This is a genomic window from Tepidanaerobacter sp. GT38 (assembly GCF_021991635.1).
In the GTDB taxonomy this organism is placed as follows: Bacteria; Bacillota; Thermosediminibacteria; order Thermosediminibacterales; family Tepidanaerobacteraceae; genus DTU063.
In genome coordinates, this window is record NZ_JAFFJA010000003.1 from 49164 (window position 1) to 66831 (window position 17668).

Consider the following 17668-nt stretch of genomic DNA (forward strand, 5'->3'; position numbering starts at 1 on the left):
ATAAAGATGTATAATCAATTTTTTAATACTGTTCTTGAAGTACTAAAACAGGATCAACGTTTTTTTACTGATAACGGGGAATTGCTTCGCAATTCCGTATACGAGGCAGCAATGCAAATGGATTCAAAACTCATTAAATTGCTTTTATCTAACGAAGAAACAAAAAAGCGCTTTTTTGCCGACGTTGAAGGTGTTCTCGTTTTTGATAAAGTCGGCTTCGGTTGGGTTATCAATAATAGGCAATTCTTGCCTGACTCATATACTCGTTATAAAAATAAAATTGGTCTTGTAAATAGCCGGGATGAGTACATATCTACCTCAAAGGATGTTGTACTCGTTTTCCCTTATAAAGATTGCGTTCTTGAAGGAGGACAAACGAAAGAAGATCAAAAGCGTGATGAGATATTCTATAATGAAACACTTGCACCGGATGAAGTGGACAGGCTTCTTTATCCTAAGGTGTTCACAAATGCAAAACGTTATACTGCTGACGGAGAAGAATCGATTACAGAGTTTAAAGATACCGATAACCTTATAATTAAAGGTAACAATCTTCTTGCTATTGCTTCATTATTGAAAAGATATGAAGGCAAAATACAGTGTATTTATATCGACCCACCTTACTATTTTAATGAACGCAAAGAAGATGACTCATTTAAATATAATACCAATTTCAGCTTTTCAACATGGTTAGTCTTTATGAAAAATCGTCTTGAAATTGCCAAAAGACTGCTCGCCAAGGGCGGAACTATTTGGATAAGTATAGGTGAAGATGGAATGCATTATTTGAAAGTGCTTGCAGACGATATTTTCGGAAAAGAACATTTTATTGGTACTATTCCCCGAAGAACCAGACATGGAAAGTCAGATGTTCCTTTTAACTTTTCACAAGATTTTGACTGGTTACTTTGTTACACCAATGTTGATGATAAAAATACCCCTGTTGGTAGAACTGTCGAGCGAAAGTATTATATTACTGATGATTACCCCGGTCAACCATGGCGACTTGCGGATTTAACCAAACAAACTACAGCAAGCGAGAGAGCAAATTCCTATTTTACCATTGTAAATCCAAAAACAGGAGAAGAATATCCGCCAAGTGAAAAAAGGACTTGGTGTATTACGAAAGATACCTTTGATTATTACTATCAAAAAGGGGCAATTGTTTTTCCGGGGGATTACGATTTCCTCAACATAACCAAACCATATATGCGTAAATTTAAAAGCGAAGATGATGCAGCAGGAAAACTATCCGCGGTAATTTCAGATTTTCAAATACAAGATTTTCTTAAAGTATTGTTTGGCGATGCAAAAAACAAAGATGGTAATAACGAAATTGACGCTATGTTCGGACGTGAAGAATTTAGTTACGCAAAACCTGAGAATTTAATAAAAGCTATTATTGAGGTATCAACAAAAGAAAATGATATAGTGCTCGATTTTCATTTAGGCTCCGGTACGACTGCTGCGGTCGCACACAAAATGGGCAGACGCTATATAGGTGTAGAACAAATGGACTACATAGATACTATTACAGTAGGAAGGCTAAAAAAAGTCATTGAAGGAGAACAAGGCGGAATATCCAAAGATGTTAACTGGCAAGGTGGAGGCTCTTTCGTGTATTGCGAGCTTGCAAAACTAAATCAAAAATATGTTGATCGCATACAAATCGCTGAAAATGATAAAGAGCTTGCTGATATTTGGCGTGAAATAAAAAAGACCGGTTTTATAAGCTGTTATGTAAATCCTAAAGACATTAATCCTGAAGCAGAGGATTTTAAATCTCTCTCATTTGAAGAAAAAAAGCGTTTATTTGTGGAGTTGCTAGATAAAAATCAACTTTACGTTAATTACTGTGATATTGATGATGAAGATTATAATATTTCAGACGCTGACAAGGCATTTACAAAAAGCTTTTACGAGGGGGTATAATAGTGTACCTATACGAGCAAATCGAACAAGCAAAGAATTTTGGAGCATACAAAGAATTACCAAAATACATTCCTGATAATCTGAATCCATCTTTTGAATTACGCCCGTATCAAAAAGATGCTTTTTGTAATTTTATAACATATTTTGAAAATGAAGCACTTTGTAGAAAGCCAACACAGACACTTTTTCATATGGCAACCGGTAGTGGAAAAACGCTAATTATGGCAGGACTTATGCTATATCTTTTTAAACAGGGATATAGAAATTTTCTATTTTTTGTAAATCTATCTAATATAGTACAAAAAACAAAAGAAAATTTCTTAAATCGTACTTCATCGAAGTATCTTTTTGCTGATGAAATTAATATTGATGGAGAAAAAGTTAAAATTCGTGAAGTTAATAACTTCCAAGCAAGCGATCCGAATGCGATAAATATTTGCTTTACAACTATACAAGGGCTTCATTCAGATATATGGTTTGTCAAAGAAAACTCTGTTTCTATAGATGATTTTCGTGATAATAAAATAGTTCTTATATCGGACGAAGCCCACCATCTCAATGTTGATACTCGCCGCGGCAACAAAGAAGAAATTGAAAATTATAGGAGCTGGGAAAGTACAGTTAAGAGTATTTTTGAAATGAACAATCAAAATGTATTACTCGAATTTACTGCAACATGTGACCTTGCAAACGAAAATATAAAACGCGAGTATGAGAACAAAATAATATTCGATTATCCTCTAAAAAAATTTAGAGACGATGGATACTCAAAGGAAATACGTACTATGCGTTCTGACATATCAATTATGGAACGAGCATTACAGGCGATAGTATTAAGTCAATACCGCTTAAAAATATTCGAAGATTTTCGCATAAGATGTAAACCAGTCGTTCTATTTAAGGCTAAGACTATTGCTGAAAGCAAAGCGTTTATGAAAGAGTTTATTGATACCATAAAAAATCTGAATGGTTCAGTACTAGAACGACTGGCAGATATTACGGAAATAGATACTATGAAAAAGGTTTATTCGTATTTTGAAAAAAACGGAATAACCTTTGAGCAATTAGCACAAGAACTAAAAGAAGCTTTTGGGGAGGATAAGTGTCTTTCAGTTAACGAAGATGCTGAGGCCGAAAAGAATCAAATAATTGTCAATTCGCTTGAAGATGCTAATAATCCTTACCGAGCAATTTTTGAAGTAAGAAAACTAGATGAAGGTTGGGATGTACTAAATTTGTTTGACATTGTACGTCTTTATGAAACTCGAGATGCCAAGAATGGCATTCCCGGGAAAACGACAATAGCAGAAGCACAGCTTATAGGACGAGGAGCAAGGTATTATCCGTTTAAGTTGGAAGAATGGCAGAATAAATATCAGCGAAAATTCGATAAAGATTTGGATCACCCCCTTCGCATCTGTGAGGAACTATATTATCATTGTCAAAACGAATCTCGTTATATTGCCGAATTATATAGGGCGCTAAAAGAGATTGGTATCGATATGGAAAACACAGTCACTAGAACATATAAATTAAAGGATGAGTTTAAGGCAGATCCGCTTTATCAGCAAGGATATGTATTCTATAATGAAAGACTAATAAAAAGCAGATCAGAGGTTACCGGTCTTTCACCTACTATACGCAATCATACATATGATGTTACTATTGCAACTGGACGAGCAGCTGAGGATACATTAATGTTAGGCGAAGAAGGAACAAAAGAGAGTTCGGTAACAACATACACTAAACATACATCTTTTGCTGAAATAGCGAGGATTAATTATTCGATTGTACATCGAGCTCTTCGTAAGTATGATGTGTTTAAGTTCAATAGACTAAAAAGCTATTTCCCACAATTAAAATCTATTAACCAATTTATCTTTGACGATAAGTATCTTGGAAATGTAAAAATAGATATTACATCAAGATATGAGGATCCTTCACCTGCTATCCTTTATGTGGCTTGCGTCAATGTTTTGAAAAAAATAGCTACTTCAATCTCTAATATTGAAGAAACTTATGAAGGTTCTAAAACATTCATGGCAAAATATATTCGAGAGGTATTTAAAGATAAGCGGGTAAATTATACTAATCCTACCGATGGAGGCTTAGGTGTTTCACAAAACGATAATACTGTTCCTATGGCCTGGAAGCTTGATTTATCTAAAGAAGATTGGTTTGTGTTTGAAGATAACTATGGAACATCGGAAGAAAAAGCATTTATTGCGTATTTTAAGCAGTATGTCGATAAACTAAAAGCTAAGTATGATAAAGTTTATCTAATACGAAATGAACGTCAATTAGCAATATATTCTTTTGATGGTGGTGAACGCTTCGAACCAGATTATCTATTATTTTTACATTCGCCTAAAGTTAATGGGTATGAGCAACTACAGATATTTATTGAGCCGAAAGGTACCCACCTTGTCAAAAATGATAGTTGGAAAGAAGATTTTTTATTGCAACTTGAGTCAAATGCGATTCCTATAGTTAAATTTGCAGACGACAATAATTACAGGATTTGGGGATTCCATTTCTTTAACAGGGATTTAAGACGTAAAGAGTTTGATGAAGATATGAACCGACTTTTATAATATATCGCATTGATATAAGTTATTGATAAGTTTTTATTTGATTTACATCCATCCTGTATCCTCAACCCCCTGTAAAAAAGGGTGTTATCTAATCTGGTAACTCAACTATAAATTTTCAGGGTAGTTGATATGTTCCCGCAAACAATAAAAATAAGGGTTTCCTGACATTGCCACATCCAGCAGATCGGCCTCGAGAAAAACTAAATGTCTGGAACCCTTTATTTACAAGCTTTTCAGGTTTTTATTTCTCAACCCTTGACATCAATACTACGCACTCAACATGATGTGATTGTGGAAACATATCTACTGGCTGAACTTTCTCAGTTTTATATCCTCTATCTTCAAGATAGCGCAAATCTCTCGCAAGAGTTGCAGGATTGCATGAAACATACACAATCCTTTCAGGTGAAGTTTTCACCATAGCATCAAGGGTCTTTTGATCGCAGCCTCTTCGCGGAGGATCTACTACTATTACATCAGGCCTAATTTCCCTTGCTGCCATTTCAGGCATAATGGTTTCAGCAGTTCCCTGGATAAATTCTACATTATCTATACCGTTAATCTCGGCATTGTAAATAGCATCAGAAATAGCTTCAGGCACTACTTCTATACCGTAAACCTTTTTGGCCTTTTTTGCCAAAAAAAGTGTTATTGTTCCTATCCCGCAGTATAAATCTATTACCGTTTCGCTTCCGGTAAGTTGAGCATATTCCACGGCTTTATTGTACAAAACTTTAACTTGTACGGGATTTATTTGAAAAAAAGATAGTGGCGATATTCTATACTTGATATCACCTATGTAATCGTATATATATGGCCTACCGTATAATGGAATGTTTTCACTGCCTAAAATTACATTTGTCTTTTTTGTATTAACGTTTAGTACAACGCTTTTTAAAGGTGGTATATTATTTGCAAGTTTATCTATCAAACTGCTTGCAAAAGGAAGTTCCCTTCCATTAGCCACCACTATAACCATAACTTCTCCTGTCCTATAACCAACTCTGGTTACCACATGGCGTACAAGGCCCCTGTGCGCTGTTTCATCATACGCCGGTATGTCATATTGCACCATCCAAGTCTTGACAGTAGAAAGCACCTCATTAACTATTGGGTGCTGTAGTAAACAATCTTTTGTCTCTACAATATTATGAGTTCCTTTTTCATAAAATCCAATCACAATATAGTTTCCATGCATGCCGACAGGGTGCTGTGTTTTGTTTCGATAATGCCATGGCCTTTCCATTCCCAAAGTATCGTAAACTAATGTATCTATATGCCCTATCCTTTTTAAACTGTCTTTAACTTTCTCGGTCTTAAACATGAGCTGCCCTTCATATGACATGTGCAAAAGACTACAACCACCACATTGGCTGGCACTATCACATATTGGATTTGTCCTGTAAGGAGAAGATTCAATGATTTTTTTAACTTTGCCAATGGCATAATCTTTTTTTGATTTTACTATTTCAATGAGACATTTTTCTCCAATTATTGCATTTTCAACAAAAACAGTCTTCCCGCTAATTTTACTAATTCCCTGGCCTTCATGGGCCATTTTTTCTATTATTACCTCATGTATGCTACCTGTCTTTAATTCTGTGTTGATTTTACGAGCCATTTGATTCCCCCCCCATTTTTGTTAAAATACCTTTTTTAATTTTAACATTTGTGTAGAAAAAATCCAATTTTTGTCGATTTTATTCTTGTATATTACTGGATAATTAGATATAATTATATTAAAAGCTGGTAATATCTTACTAAAATAAAATAACGTATTCTTGGCAAACTCCTCGAAAGGGGCGGACGCAAAGCTATGGGCCTAAAGTTTTTATATTAAAAAACTATGGTTGCCAGGCTGCACATTTTAATGCCCAGAAGGGCTTTTTGTTTTTTTAAATTTTTAAGGATGGAGGTTTTATATGTGAAGGTAAATTTTAAATTGCCAAAGCTCAAGTTTCCAAAAAAGCAACCTAAGTTATCAAAAAATAAAAAAAGTATAGGCATTAATAATAGCTTAAAAACACGTTTAGCAGCTTTTTTTGTGCTCATGGCAATTATACCCCTTATAGTTATGGGTATTATAGTCAACCAAATTACCGCAAATTCGGTAACTCATGAAATCCATGATAAGGCAAGCATAATTGTGGATAACTTAAACGATAACATTGATATTTTTATAGAGCAAAACAAAAACCTTATAGCTTTTGTAGCGAATACGAAAACTCTTAGGTCTTTGCAAAAAGATGATATATCTCCGTTCTTATATGATGTAGTTCAACAAAACCCCCAAATTCTTCGCATATATGTTGCAAATATTGAAGAACACGGTGTTTTCGCCGTACCTTTTGCTAGCTTTTCTGATGATTATGACGTTAGTAAAGAAGATTGGTATATAGGTGCTTTAGAAGCAAAGGGAAGTTATATTTCTAATGTGCGTGTTGATCCTATGTCTGGCAACTCTATTATTTCTATTTCTAATATTATTTTATCCGATACAGGAGAACCTATCGGAGTCATAAGCGCAGATATATCCCTCGTAAGTTTAACACGAACGGTAATGAATTTGGAAGTTGGTGAAGAAGGTTTTGCATTTATCACTGACAAAAGCGGGCGTGTAATAGCACATAAGGATTATAAGATAGTTAAATCTCAGGAAAACTATTCCAATTTTGATTTTGTTAAGAAGGCCCTAAGCGGTGAAAAGGACTTTACAACATATAAGGATGCAGATGGCAAAGAACAATTTGTGGCCTTCGGTCGTTATAATCTTTTAGGCTGGGGAATATTTGTACAGCAACCTGTGGCAGAGGCATTTAGCTCTGTTGACGCGATTACCAAAACATTCTTAAGCATTGCCTTAATTGTCGCTGTTGTAAGTTTTGCTTTAAGTATGTTCCTAGGTCAAATCACTATAAAGCCATTACGCAAACTGCTTGAAGCTACAGAAAAGGTAGCAAACAATGATTTGACAAGTGTAGTAGAATTAAAAGACAAGACAGAGGTTGGTGCACTGGCAGCATCATTTAATACTATGACGTCTAATTTGAGGCAACTGGTACAAGAAGTCGTTCATGCTACAGAAAACCTGTCGGCCTCAGCTGAGGAATTGGCATCTGGTTCCGAACAGAGCACCCTTTCAGCTCAGCAGGTAGCTCAGGCTATCGAACAAATCGCTCAAGGTGCAAATGACCAGGCTAAAAAATTAGAGGAAATCGCTCAAGTCGTAGATCAGCTGGTCATTGCAAATGGAAAAGTAGAAGAAAATGCAAGTTCCACAGCTAATTCAGCTCAGCTCATGAATGAGCGAGCAAAGGAAAGCCAGCAGAATATCAGACAGTCCAGAGATAAAATGGATGTAATACGAACATCTGTTGACAACTCCAACAGCATATTGGCACAATTAGACGACAAACTCAGTGAAATTGGCAAAATCACCGGTATCATAGGTGAAATCGTAGATCAAACAAATCTACTCGCCCTCAACGCTTCCATTGAAGCCGCCCGTGCCGGTGAACATGGTCGAGGATTTGCAGTAGTAGCCGATGAAGTAAGAAAACTTGCTGAACAATCTGGAGAAGCTGCAAAACAGATATCCAAAATAGTCAAGGACATACAAGCCAACAGCCGAGTTGCAGTAAATTCCATGGCAGAAAGTATTAAGGAAGTTGAAGAAGGCCAAGAGCTAATTCTAGACATAAACACACAAATCGATACATTAATGGCCGAAATAGAAATGGTGGCACAGCGTTCACAAAATATTTCTAATGTGCTTTCTGAACAATACAGCCATATAGATAACATAGTGCGCATGGTCCAGGATATATCCAGCATATCTCAAGAAACAGCTGCAGGAACACAAGAAGTATCAGCATCTACAGAAGAACAAACAGCAACTATGGAAAGCATATCTTCATCGGCTCAGGAGCTGGCAAAACTTGCAGAAAATCTGGCAATGTTAGTGAATAAATTTAAAGTATGAAATCTAAAACACCGGTCAAAGTTATTTTGACCGGTGTATTTTTTTAGTCTTTTTTAAGCCTTTGATGGGCCTTGAATTTTAAGCCCAGGAAAACCCCATTGGCGAAGAGCCTCATACACCACGATAGCTACAGAGTTTGAAAGATTTAATGACCTGGCATCATCGACCATTGGAATTCTGATACAGCTTTCCCAGTGAGCTTGCAAAAGTGGCATAGGAAGGCCTGCCGTCTCCTTGCCAAATACTAAATAACATTCGCTCTCCGGAAAGTTTACATCTGTATAGCAGCGCTTAGCCTTTGTTGTGAGAAAAAACTTTGATTCACTTTGGTTTTTTGCTTCAAACTCATCATAACTTTCATAATACCTTACATCGACTAGTGACCAATAATCAAGGCCTGCCCTTTTTAAATGCTTGTCATCTATGCTAAATCCCAAAGGTCCTACCAAATGCAAAACAGCCCCGGTTGCCGCACAGGTCCTTGCAATATTCCCCGTATTTTGCGGTATTTCCGGCTCAACCAAAACTACATGCAACACACATATCACCTTCATGCTGTTTATATATTTATTGATTTCCTGATTCTTTTATCAAAATAGCAAATTTTATCATAACCAAAACTTCTGATAAATTCCAAGGCCTTATCAAAATCCCTACCCACATCTTCTGGCACATGGGCATCAGAACTTATCATGACAGGCACCTGGTATTTTTTAAAATACTTCATGAGTTCTTGTGAAGGATACAATTCTCCCACAGGTTTTCTGATCCCTGCTGTACTTACTTCCAAACAAATATCCATTTGTCTTAGAGATTTTGCTAATTGTTCATACCACCTGCTCATATCTTGACTGGGTCTATAGCCAAACACCTTAATAACATCGGGATGGGCAATGGCATCAAAAATCCCAGATTTTACTGCAATAAGTAGCGTATCAAAATATTCCTTATAAATTTCATCGACATTTCTTTCTTTCCACTCATCAATTAGAGCAGGGTGGTCAAAACCAAAATCCCCCAGCCAGTGTACTGCACCTAATACGTAGTCAAAAGGATACGATTTTGCGAACTTCTTTATTTCATCTTCGTATTCAGGGACAAAATCTAGTTCAATACCCAGTTTCACAGGTAGCCCCAGCTTCTTTGCCTTTTCAACTACTTCTATGTAATCTTCGATGCTTTCTGTTGCCTCTTCTCTTGTCCATTTGCCCCTAAAACCGTCACTTGCCAAAAGCCCAACTGACTCTTTAAATCTATGGCCGTGTTCCGAAAAACCGACTTCAACAACACCTCTTTTTTCTCCTACTTCGTAAAATCGGCGTATCCACTCTATGGTATAAGGTCCTTGTTCCAAGTGCACGTGAAAATCATAAAACTTCATAAGATCACCTAAATAAAATATTTATAACAGTAAATATTATAGCATAACCTTACAAAAAAAGATAAAAAAACCCGGGAGTTTATCCCAGGTTATAGGAAATCATCACTTAAGCTTTTGCCTTTGGAAAGCCAAATATTATAGCTAGAATAGCCACAATTGCCAATAGATATGGGTAGTATAAAGACGGCATTATCTCAATGGGTGAAAGCTGAGATAGTTGCCCTGCAAGTAAAAGCTGTGCGCCATACGGTATGATGCCCTGCCATATACATGAGAAAATATCAAGTAAACTGGCACTTCGCCTTGGGTCAACGCCGTTTTCATCAGCTATTTGCTTTGCCATGGGACCTGTTATTACAATTGCCACGGTATTATTTGCTGTACAGATATCTGCCACAGATACGAGAGCGCTGATACCTGCCTCTGCTCCTCTGACACTTTTTATGCGGCTGGTAATAGTATTTAGAAGATAATCAACGCCGCCTTCTTTTGAAATTAGTGCTGCAAGACCGCCGACTAAAAGCGAAAGAATGAATATTTCCTGCATGGAGGTAAAACCATCATATATTGTCTGAGTAAAGGCTATAAGAGTAAAGCTGCCGTCTAAAAGACCGATAACTCCTCCTAAAACAATGCCTATTATCAAGACCAAAAACACATTAATACCTAAAAGTGCTAACACCAATACAGCAATATATGGAACTATTTTTATAACACTGTAGCCTAAATCATCAGGAATTTGACCTGATACACCGGAAATAATCATAATGATTATGGTTAAGATTGCAGCAGGTAGCGCTATTTTAAAATTCATTATAAACTTATCTCTCATTTCACACCCCTGAGTGCGGGTCGCGGCAATAGTGGTGTCGGAAATCATAGAGAGATTGTCGCCAAACATAGCCCCACCCACAACTGCGCCTACGGCTACAGCAACAGGCAGTTGTGCCTTGATGGCCATCTCAACAGCTATAGGTGCTACAGCACTTATAGTGCCCATAGATGTACCCATTGACGTAGATACAAAACATGCGATAATAAAAATTCCAGGCAGAATGAGGCTAGGCGGAATTATTGAAAGGCCGAAATTGACTGTTGATTCTACACCCCCCATAGCCCTTGCAACAGCAGAAAATGCTCCTGCTAAGAGGTAAATCATGCACATTATGATGATATTGCTGTCACCTACGCCACTTACAAAAGTGTCCATCTTTTCATCTATGCTGCCCTTGCCCATAACAAAAGCTAATATAATACCTACAATTGCAGCAACAGGTGCGGGCAGCTGATAGAAAGCCATGTCGACACCTTGCATATTAAAATAAATACCTGAACCTAAAAACAAGGCCAAGAAAACCACCAAGGGCAGCAATGCCGTAGGATTGCCCTTTTTCATACTTATCCCCCTTTATTTTATTTTTATAAATTGCTCCACATAATTATAACATACAACAAGTACAATTGTAGGAAAATAGTTGTTTTTAAGCTCAGTCTCACTTAGTATGCTTTTCTACTTCCTTTAATGCCTGATCCAGGTCATTAATAATATCTTCCACATCTTCAATGCCAACTGAAAGTCTCACTTGACCGTCCGTAATGCCTGCTTTTAACCTCTCTTCCCGGGGCACTGGTGAGTGTGTCATAGAAGCAGGGTGCTGTATTAATGAGTCAACACAACCTAGACTTACAGCAAGTGAAATCATCTTTACACTATTCATTAGTATTTTGCCTGCTTCAAGTCCGCCTTTAAGTTCAAAGCTCATCATTCCACCAAAGCCGTCCATTTGTTTTTTAGCCAGTTCATGCTGAGGGTGGGAAGGAAGCCCAGGGTAATATACTTTTTCAATCAATGGGTGTTTCTCTAAATATTCCGCAACTTTCTGAGCGTTGATGCAGTGACGTTCCATTCTAATTCCTAAAGTCTTAAGTCCCCTGAGTAATAGCCAGGCGTCAAAGGGAGACAAAACACCGCCAAAATCTTTCAAATATGGTATGCGCATAATATCTATCAATTCTTTAGAACTTATAATAAGGCCCGCAATCACGTCTCCGTGTCCGCCTATATATTTGGTAGCACTGTGGACAACTACATCAGCGCCATGTTCAATAGGCCTTTGCAGATAAGGCGACATAAAGGTATTGTCAACGATTAGCAGTGCACCGTGCCTATGTGCCACGTCTGCAGCACCTTTTAAATCAACCATTTTCATTGTGGGGTTAGCCGGAGTTTCTACATATACTACTTTGGTATTTGGCTTCATGGCCTTTTCTATATTATTTAAATCGGACGTATCTACCGCAGTTACTTCAACGCCATATCGCGGCAACAACTCATTTATAAAGCCATGAGTACAGCCATAAAGGGTATCACCGGTTACTACATGATCGCCCTGTTTTAACAGAGACACCAAAGCTGTAGAAATAGCGGCCATACCTGAAGCCGTTGCTAACGCTGCCTCTCCTCCTTCAAGAGCTGCTATTTTTTCTTCAAGTTCAGTAATCGTCGGATTGCCAAGCCTTGTATAAATATAGCCCGGCTCTTGTCCGGCGAAACGGCGCGCACCTTGCTCCACATCTTTAAAAACAAATGTTGATGTCTGATAGATGGGAGTAACATGAGCTCCAGTAACAGGACATGGTTTTTGCCCTGCATGGATAGCTTTTGTATTAAACCCTTTTACTTCCATAGCCATGAAATATTACCTCCCTGTGCTTTTATTGTGTTTCATTTATTATTTGTTTGCAAAATTTATGCCAAAAGCAAAAACATTAGTAATTCTGCACGGTCGGTAATATTTCTAACCATTGTTTGAAAATTCAGTGGTTATTTTTTATACCACTGGTTAATATAACTACCACTTAAGGCCCTCGATTTATTTTATATTTTTTCATTTTGTTTATTAAGGCAGCATGGCTTATACCCAAAGCCTTTGCGGCTTTGCGTATGCTACTATAAGTGTCAAGGGCATCTAATATAGTCCTTTTCTCAGCATCTTCTACTATTTCTTTTAGTGTCTTTTGCCCTAATTTTCCTGATATAACAGAACTTGATAGCTCTTCGTACTGCAGAAATAGATGGTGTGACTGTATTACGTCATCACAAAGGTTCATGGCCCTTTCTATTACATTTGACAGCTCTCTGATATTTCCCGGCCAATCGTAATTCATCAAGCGACGCATGGCTTCATCACTTATATCCACTACATTCTTATTCATTTTATAAGATAGCTTTTTTATAAAAGCACGAGTTAATATGGGAATATCTTCTTTTCTATCCCTTAAAGGCGGGATTATGAGAGGAATTACATTTAGGCGATAATAAAGGTCATCGCGAAACTGGCCGTTTTTCATCAGTTCTTCAAGATTTCTATTGGTTGCGGCTATAATCCTGACATTGACGGATATCTCCTCATCGCCCCCAACACGCCTAATTTTATTTTCTTGCAGAACCCTAAGCAGCTTTACCTGCAGATGAGGAGAAAGTTCACCAATTTCATCAAGAAACAAAGTGCCTTTGTCAGCATACTGAAAAAGACCCTGTTTTCCGCCGCGTTTTGCACCTGTAAAAGCACCTTCTTCATATCCGAAAAGTTCACTTTCAAGAAGGGTATCAGGCAGTGCTGCACAGTTTACAGCTACAAAAGGCTTGTCACGACGGGAACTTGCCATGTGAATAGAGCGTGCAAAGAGCTCTTTACCGGTTCCGCTTTCACCTCTAATGAGCACTGTAGAATCTCCTTTTGCTACAATTCTGGCAAGCTCTTTAACCCTAGTAATCTCTTTACTTTCTCCAAGAATTTCATCAAAGGTTATCATTGGTGGCTGTGTAAATGTATGAATAAGTTCCATTACATTTTCAATATCTTTGAGAGAAGCTACTGCACCGATGGGATTGCCTTCTTCATCTAAGATGGGACGACCTGAAGTTATATAGTGGCTCTTTAATTTAGGGGTGTTTATAATCATTTCTTCATTATCATAGCTTTCACCAGTAACTATAGTTTTTAATATGGGAATATCAGGCGAAATAATATCTGCAATATTTTTGCCTAAAGCAACTTTTGCAGAAACCTTTAATATATTTTCGGCCGCTGCATTAAAAGTAGTTATTATGCCGTTTTTGTCAATTGCTATTATACCTTCACCGGTGGCATCAAGGACCGCTTTCATATGCTTTTCACGCTTTTCATAAGGCAAAAGTTTCGCTTCAGAAATTTCTATAACATCATCTTGAGCCCGCAGCTGTTTTAATAAATAAGAAAGGGAAACTCGAAAATTTTTATCCATTTTAAGGCAAATGAGCCCTGGGCCTACTTCCAAAGCCTTAAGATTTACATCATATTTGTAGAGTATCTTTAAAATATCCAGTACCATGCCTACCCTGTCATTGGTCAAAATTTTAAGTCGGATGGTCATTTAATACACCCCACTGCTTAAAATTCCTTTAAGCACAACAAAAGTCCGGTGTAGTACCGGACTTATTTTCCCTTTTTAGTATCCATTTTGGGCCATGCGATGATTTTGATAGCAATCACTGCAGTATACGGGTCTATCTTCTCTGGGCTTAAAGGGAACCTGTGTGGCTGCACCGCAATCGGCACAAACTGCATCATACATTTGCCTGTTTCGTCTTTGATGCCCGCCCTCGTTTATCCTCCTTTTACGCGCATCTCGGCAGGCTTTGCATCTGGAAGGTTCGTTTTCGAAACCCTTTTCCGCATAAAACTCCTGCTCGCCTGCGGTGAATACGAACTCCTTACCACACTCTTTACACACTATTGTTTTGTCCTGAAATGCCATTAAAAAAACCCCTCACTTTATTAGAAAAAGTATTGTTGGCATTCGCTTAGCTGACCTGGTCATCCCCAGAAGACGCCGTATACCTAAGTGGATCACCACCCCTGGGAGTCGCTTCGCCTCCGGCCCTGGCATCGACTTTCAACCACAGACCTAAGTTATGCCTATGTTCAATTATAACCTCAATTGTAATAAAATGCAAGAAAAATAAATAATTTCTTAAGACATGCTATTTCTTGGTGTCTATAAATGCGCCATCTCGACTGCCAGCACCTATGATTCCGTAGCCCTTAAGGGCAGTTTCAGTTTGTCTTAATTTGCATATATCTTCCTTTAGCTTAGAAAATAAAGCTTTGATTCCGTCAAGGTTTATATCGTCAATTTCCTTTATTTTTTTAAGTAATGACAGTATATCATTATGTACAGCTCGCAACTTACAGTCCCCTAATGTGTATTTTATAAGCCCGCTTATGTCATCATTAAAAAAATTGAGCAGCTTAGTGTCTATTTGGTCAATATTATTTATCAGCTGCTGCCGATCATTTAAAGCTATCAATAACTCCTCGGTGTCCTCGCGTTTTATAATCTCAGAAATCCTTTGAGTGATATTTAGCAGATTTTCCATCACATTAAGTTTTTGTTCTAATAAACTTTTTACGGTTTCTTCCATTTGACTGCTCCCAGCATCAAAATTTAAGAGTTCTTTTTTGAGTTGACATAAGCCTGTTCCCACGTATCCTTCAGTTCCTTAAGCATTGATTCCACTACATCTAGAAACTCAGCATCTTTTTTTATATTTGCATCAACCAACCGCCTGTACAAAAAATCATAGATGCCGGCTAAGTTCTCTGATATATCATAGCTCATATCAAGGCTTTGATTTAGCTCTGCTATGATGTCCTGGGCCTTGGTGAGATTTTCATTGGCCCCTGCTATATCCTTTTCCTCAATGGCCTTTCGGGCAAGTTTCACAAACCTTATGGCACCTTCAAAAAGCATCAGCACCAAGCGCTCAGGGGAAGCAGACATTATTGAGTTGTACTGATATTGTTGATAGGCATTGACATTTATCAAAAGAGTAGCCCCCTTTCTTCGCTACATATTAATACCCCGTCATATTCATCTGGGACATGAGCCACAAGCTCTGCTGATTTGCAAACTGTATTGCCTGCTCCATGGCAATAAACTTTTGCCAGTACCGCTCTTCAGTGCGCAGGAGCATTTGTTCCATATTTGAAATGCGATCTTCCATATCCCGGATTTGTTTGCCGAGGATGCTGTCATCATATATTTGAAATTCTCCGCCGCCGGCTTTTTCCGTTATATCTTCAATTCCGCCTTTTAATATATCGTAAAGGCGAGTTGCCACACCGTCTTTTGAAGAATCGGCCCCATCTGCATTAAAGAGCCTCATGACAGCTTCCGGGTCTTTGGCTATGGCGCTTCTTAGCTTTTCTTCATTTACATGGAGCTTCCCTTTTTCTCTCCAGTCAATGGTGGTGATACCTATATCAGCAAGAGATTTCATGCCAGCAGGCTGGCCTGCCACGACACTTGCTACTGCATAGCGAAGGTTCTGAACTATTCTATCAAGGAGTGGGTCAGATCTTAAAAGACCGCTCTTTGCCCTCTCCTCCCAAAGTTCAATCTCTTTTTCTGTCATTTCCTTTTTCTGCTCTTGGGTAAGAGGTGGGTAGTTTCTGTAGCGCTCTTCTGACAGCTTCTTGTTTATTAAATCGATGGTTTCGTTGTAAAGTTCAATGTATTTTTTTATAGTTTCAACTGCAGCATCAGGATCGTTTTCAAGCCGGAAGGTGGCCTCTTGACCTTTCTCCATGACTTCTTTTAAGTTAAATCTTATGCCACTTATGGTAAAGTCATTTGTGGTCTTTTCAACAATGGTGCCATTTAAGACTATGCGAGCATTTTGGCCTGATGCGCTGGTATTCTCAAAGCCAAGGGCTTTAAAAAGACCGCTTTCATCTACTATCTCAATATTTGCTCCAAGACCAGTCTCCTTTGATACAAGAACTAATTTATCGGTAAGTGCATCATAGCGAGCTGTAACGCCTACATCTGGTATTGTATTTATTTTGTCTATAATCATCTGTAGGGTAGCACTAGAGCCAAATTCAAACTGGTGGCCATTTATTTTAAATGAGATTGTACCCTCACCTATGTCTTCTGCCAGCTGGCTTTTTAATGATGTGTGCGGGTTTAATGGTCGATAGGAGTCACCATCTTTAAAGCCTAGGGTAGTAAGAATATCATTGATCGGGTTTCCTTCATCATCTTTTACACTGCTTAAAGAAATTTGGACTTTGTTAAAGCCATCGGCAGGCTCTATGGCAAGTTTATTATCGTCCGTTACGGATACCTTTACCCTTTTTATGCCAACGGTGTTCCCATTCTCATCATCTTGCCAGCCAAAAGCTGTATTTATAGCTTTTTCCAAATCTGCTGCTAAAGTATTTATATCACTTTCCTGATAGATACCACCAAATGTAACTTCTTTTTTCACGCCATCAATTGTCACTTCAAATTTACCTTCTGGGATTTCGATTTTCCCTTCTGCATCAAATATCAATTTATCTCCCATCAAAGGTTTTGCTATAGATTTTGAGCTTTCAAGCCTGGCATAGCTTGCCGTCTGCTGGACCTGCACTTTATATTCCCCGGGTACGGCACCGGAACCCGGCGACACAGCAAAGTACTTGTCAAAGCTTGTGCCGTCATTCATAGTGCCTATGGCTTTATACTTTAAATAAGAGCTTGCAAGTTTCATATCAAAGGATGTATTGTAAAGGGACCTGAGCTTTAAATTAATATCACGGTAATCAGCCTTCTGCCACTCCATAACCTGCTTTTGCTGATAGAGCTTGTCCACCTTTATGCGCTCGGCTCTCATCAAGTCGGACACAATCTGATCTATATCCATGCCAGAAGCCAAACCGCCTATTCGCATTGGGCTGTATAGCATAT

General features: G+C 38.0%; 13 protein-coding genes and 1 riboswitch. Of the genes, 3 read left to right on the forward strand and 10 right to left on the reverse strand.

Annotation, left to right across the window (positions count from 1 at the left end; translation table 11 throughout):
* Window positions 1-6 precede the first annotated feature (6 nt).
* Entirely contained in the window at window positions 7-1932 is a 1926-nt protein-coding gene (locus tag JT739_RS01040; protein WP_004400043.1) for a site-specific DNA-methyltransferase, read from the forward strand.
* Between the two features lie 2 nt (window positions 1933-1934).
* Window positions 1935-4526, forward strand: coding sequence for a DEAD/DEAH box helicase family protein (locus JT739_RS01045; RefSeq protein ID WP_237659225.1), 2592 nt, complete (start codon window positions 1935-1937; stop codon window positions 4524-4526).
* Between the two features lie 241 nt (window positions 4527-4767).
* Here the strand turns inward: JT739_RS01045 and rlmD are convergent, their stop codons facing one another.
* Window positions 4768-6147, reverse strand: a complete 1380-nt coding sequence (gene rlmD, locus JT739_RS01050) for a 23S rRNA (uracil(1939)-C(5))-methyltransferase RlmD (RefSeq protein WP_237659226.1) — start codon at window positions 6145-6147, stop codon at window positions 4768-4770.
* A gap of 152 nt (window positions 6148-6299) precedes the next feature.
* Window positions 6300-6392, forward strand: a riboswitch (cyclic di-GMP riboswitch).
* Between the two features lie 58 nt (window positions 6393-6450).
* Here rlmD and JT739_RS01055 point away from each other — a divergent pair.
* A complete protein-coding gene (locus JT739_RS01055; protein WP_237659227.1) occupies window positions 6451-8508 on the forward strand; it encodes a methyl-accepting chemotaxis protein in 2058 nt (685 codons plus the stop codon).
* A gap of 53 nt (window positions 8509-8561) precedes the next feature.
* On the opposite strand, the gene trmL is transcribed toward JT739_RS01055, so the two are convergent.
* From trmL to fliD, 9 genes are all read right to left on the reverse strand, one after another.
* Entirely contained in the window at window positions 8562-9062 is a 501-nt protein-coding gene (gene trmL / locus JT739_RS01060) for a tRNA (uridine(34)/cytosine(34)/5-carboxymethylaminomethyluridine(34)-2'-O)-methyltransferase TrmL (protein WP_255688217.1), read from the reverse strand.
* 5 nt (window positions 9063-9067) lie between these two features.
* On the reverse strand, window positions 9068-9889 hold the full coding sequence (locus JT739_RS01065; RefSeq protein WP_237659229.1) for a histidinol-phosphatase: 822 nt from the start codon (window positions 9887-9889) through the stop codon (window positions 9068-9070).
* Between the two features lie 106 nt (window positions 9890-9995).
* Complete coding sequence (locus tag JT739_RS01070) at window positions 9996-11285, reverse strand: Na+/H+ antiporter NhaC family protein (RefSeq protein WP_237659230.1); 1290 nt, start codon at window positions 11283-11285, stop codon at window positions 9996-9998.
* Window positions 11286-11382: 97 nt separating this feature from the next.
* On the reverse strand, window positions 11383-12582 hold the full coding sequence (gene megL / locus JT739_RS01075; RefSeq protein ID WP_237659231.1) for a methionine gamma-lyase: 1200 nt from the start codon (window positions 12580-12582) through the stop codon (window positions 11383-11385).
* Window positions 12583-12748: 166 nt separating this feature from the next.
* Window positions 12749-14305 carry a sigma 54-interacting transcriptional regulator gene (locus JT739_RS01080; RefSeq protein ID WP_237659232.1) on the reverse strand — a complete coding sequence of 519 codons (1557 nt, stop codon included), beginning with the start codon at window positions 14303-14305 and terminating at the stop codon, window positions 12749-12751.
* A gap of 75 nt (window positions 14306-14380) precedes the next feature.
* Window positions 14381-14689: a zinc-ribbon domain containing protein gene (locus JT739_RS01085; protein WP_237659233.1), complete on the reverse strand. Its 309-nt coding sequence runs from the start codon at window positions 14687-14689 to the stop codon at window positions 14381-14383.
* Between the two features lie 226 nt (window positions 14690-14915).
* Window positions 14916-15356 carry a flagellar export chaperone FlgN gene (flgN, locus tag JT739_RS01090; protein WP_237659234.1) on the reverse strand — a complete coding sequence of 147 codons (441 nt, stop codon included), beginning with the start codon at window positions 15354-15356 and terminating at the stop codon, window positions 14916-14918.
* A gap of 23 nt (window positions 15357-15379) precedes the next feature.
* Complete coding sequence (gene fliS, locus JT739_RS01095) at window positions 15380-15760, reverse strand: flagellar export chaperone FliS (protein ID WP_237659235.1); 381 nt, start codon at window positions 15758-15760, stop codon at window positions 15380-15382.
* A gap of 28 nt (window positions 15761-15788) precedes the next feature.
* Window positions 15789-17666, reverse strand: coding sequence for a flagellar filament capping protein FliD (gene fliD / locus JT739_RS01100; RefSeq protein WP_237659236.1), 1878 nt, complete (start codon window positions 17664-17666; stop codon window positions 15789-15791).
* Between the last annotated feature and the right edge of the window lie 2 nt (window positions 17667-17668).

Bases quoted from the DNA above. Each gene is read 5' to 3' on its own strand.
- flgN (WP_237659234.1), bottom strand. From the start codon at position 15,356: ATGGAAGAAACCGTAAAAAGTTTATTAGAACAAAAACTTAATGTGATG.
- JT739_RS01080 (WP_237659232.1), bottom strand. From the start codon at position 14,305: ATGACCATCCGACTTAAAATTTTGACCAATGACAGGGTAGGCATGGTA.
- fliD (WP_237659236.1), bottom strand. From the start codon at position 17,666: ATGCTATACAGCCCAATGCGAATAGGCGGTTTGGCTTCTGGCATGGAT.
- JT739_RS01065 (WP_237659229.1), bottom strand. From the start codon at position 9,889: ATGAAGTTTTATGATTTTCACGTGCACTTGGAACAAGGACCTTATACC.
- trmL (WP_255688217.1), bottom strand. From the start codon at position 9,062: ATGAAGGTGATATGTGTGTTGCATGTAGTTTTGGTTGAGCCGGAAATA.
- JT739_RS01085 (WP_237659233.1), bottom strand. From the start codon at position 14,689: ATGGCATTTCAGGACAAAACAATAGTGTGTAAAGAGTGTGGTAAGGAG.
- JT739_RS01040 (WP_004400043.1), top strand. From the start codon at position 7: ATGTATAATCAATTTTTTAATACTGTTCTTGAAGTACTAAAACAGGAT.
- megL (WP_237659231.1), bottom strand. From the start codon at position 12,582: ATGGCTATGGAAGTAAAAGGGTTTAATACAAAAGCTATCCATGCAGGG.
- rlmD (WP_237659226.1), bottom strand. From the start codon at position 6,147: ATGGCTCGTAAAATCAACACAGAATTAAAGACAGGTAGCATACATGAG.
- JT739_RS01070 (WP_237659230.1), bottom strand. From the start codon at position 11,285: ATGAAAAAGGGCAATCCTACGGCATTGCTGCCCTTGGTGGTTTTCTTG.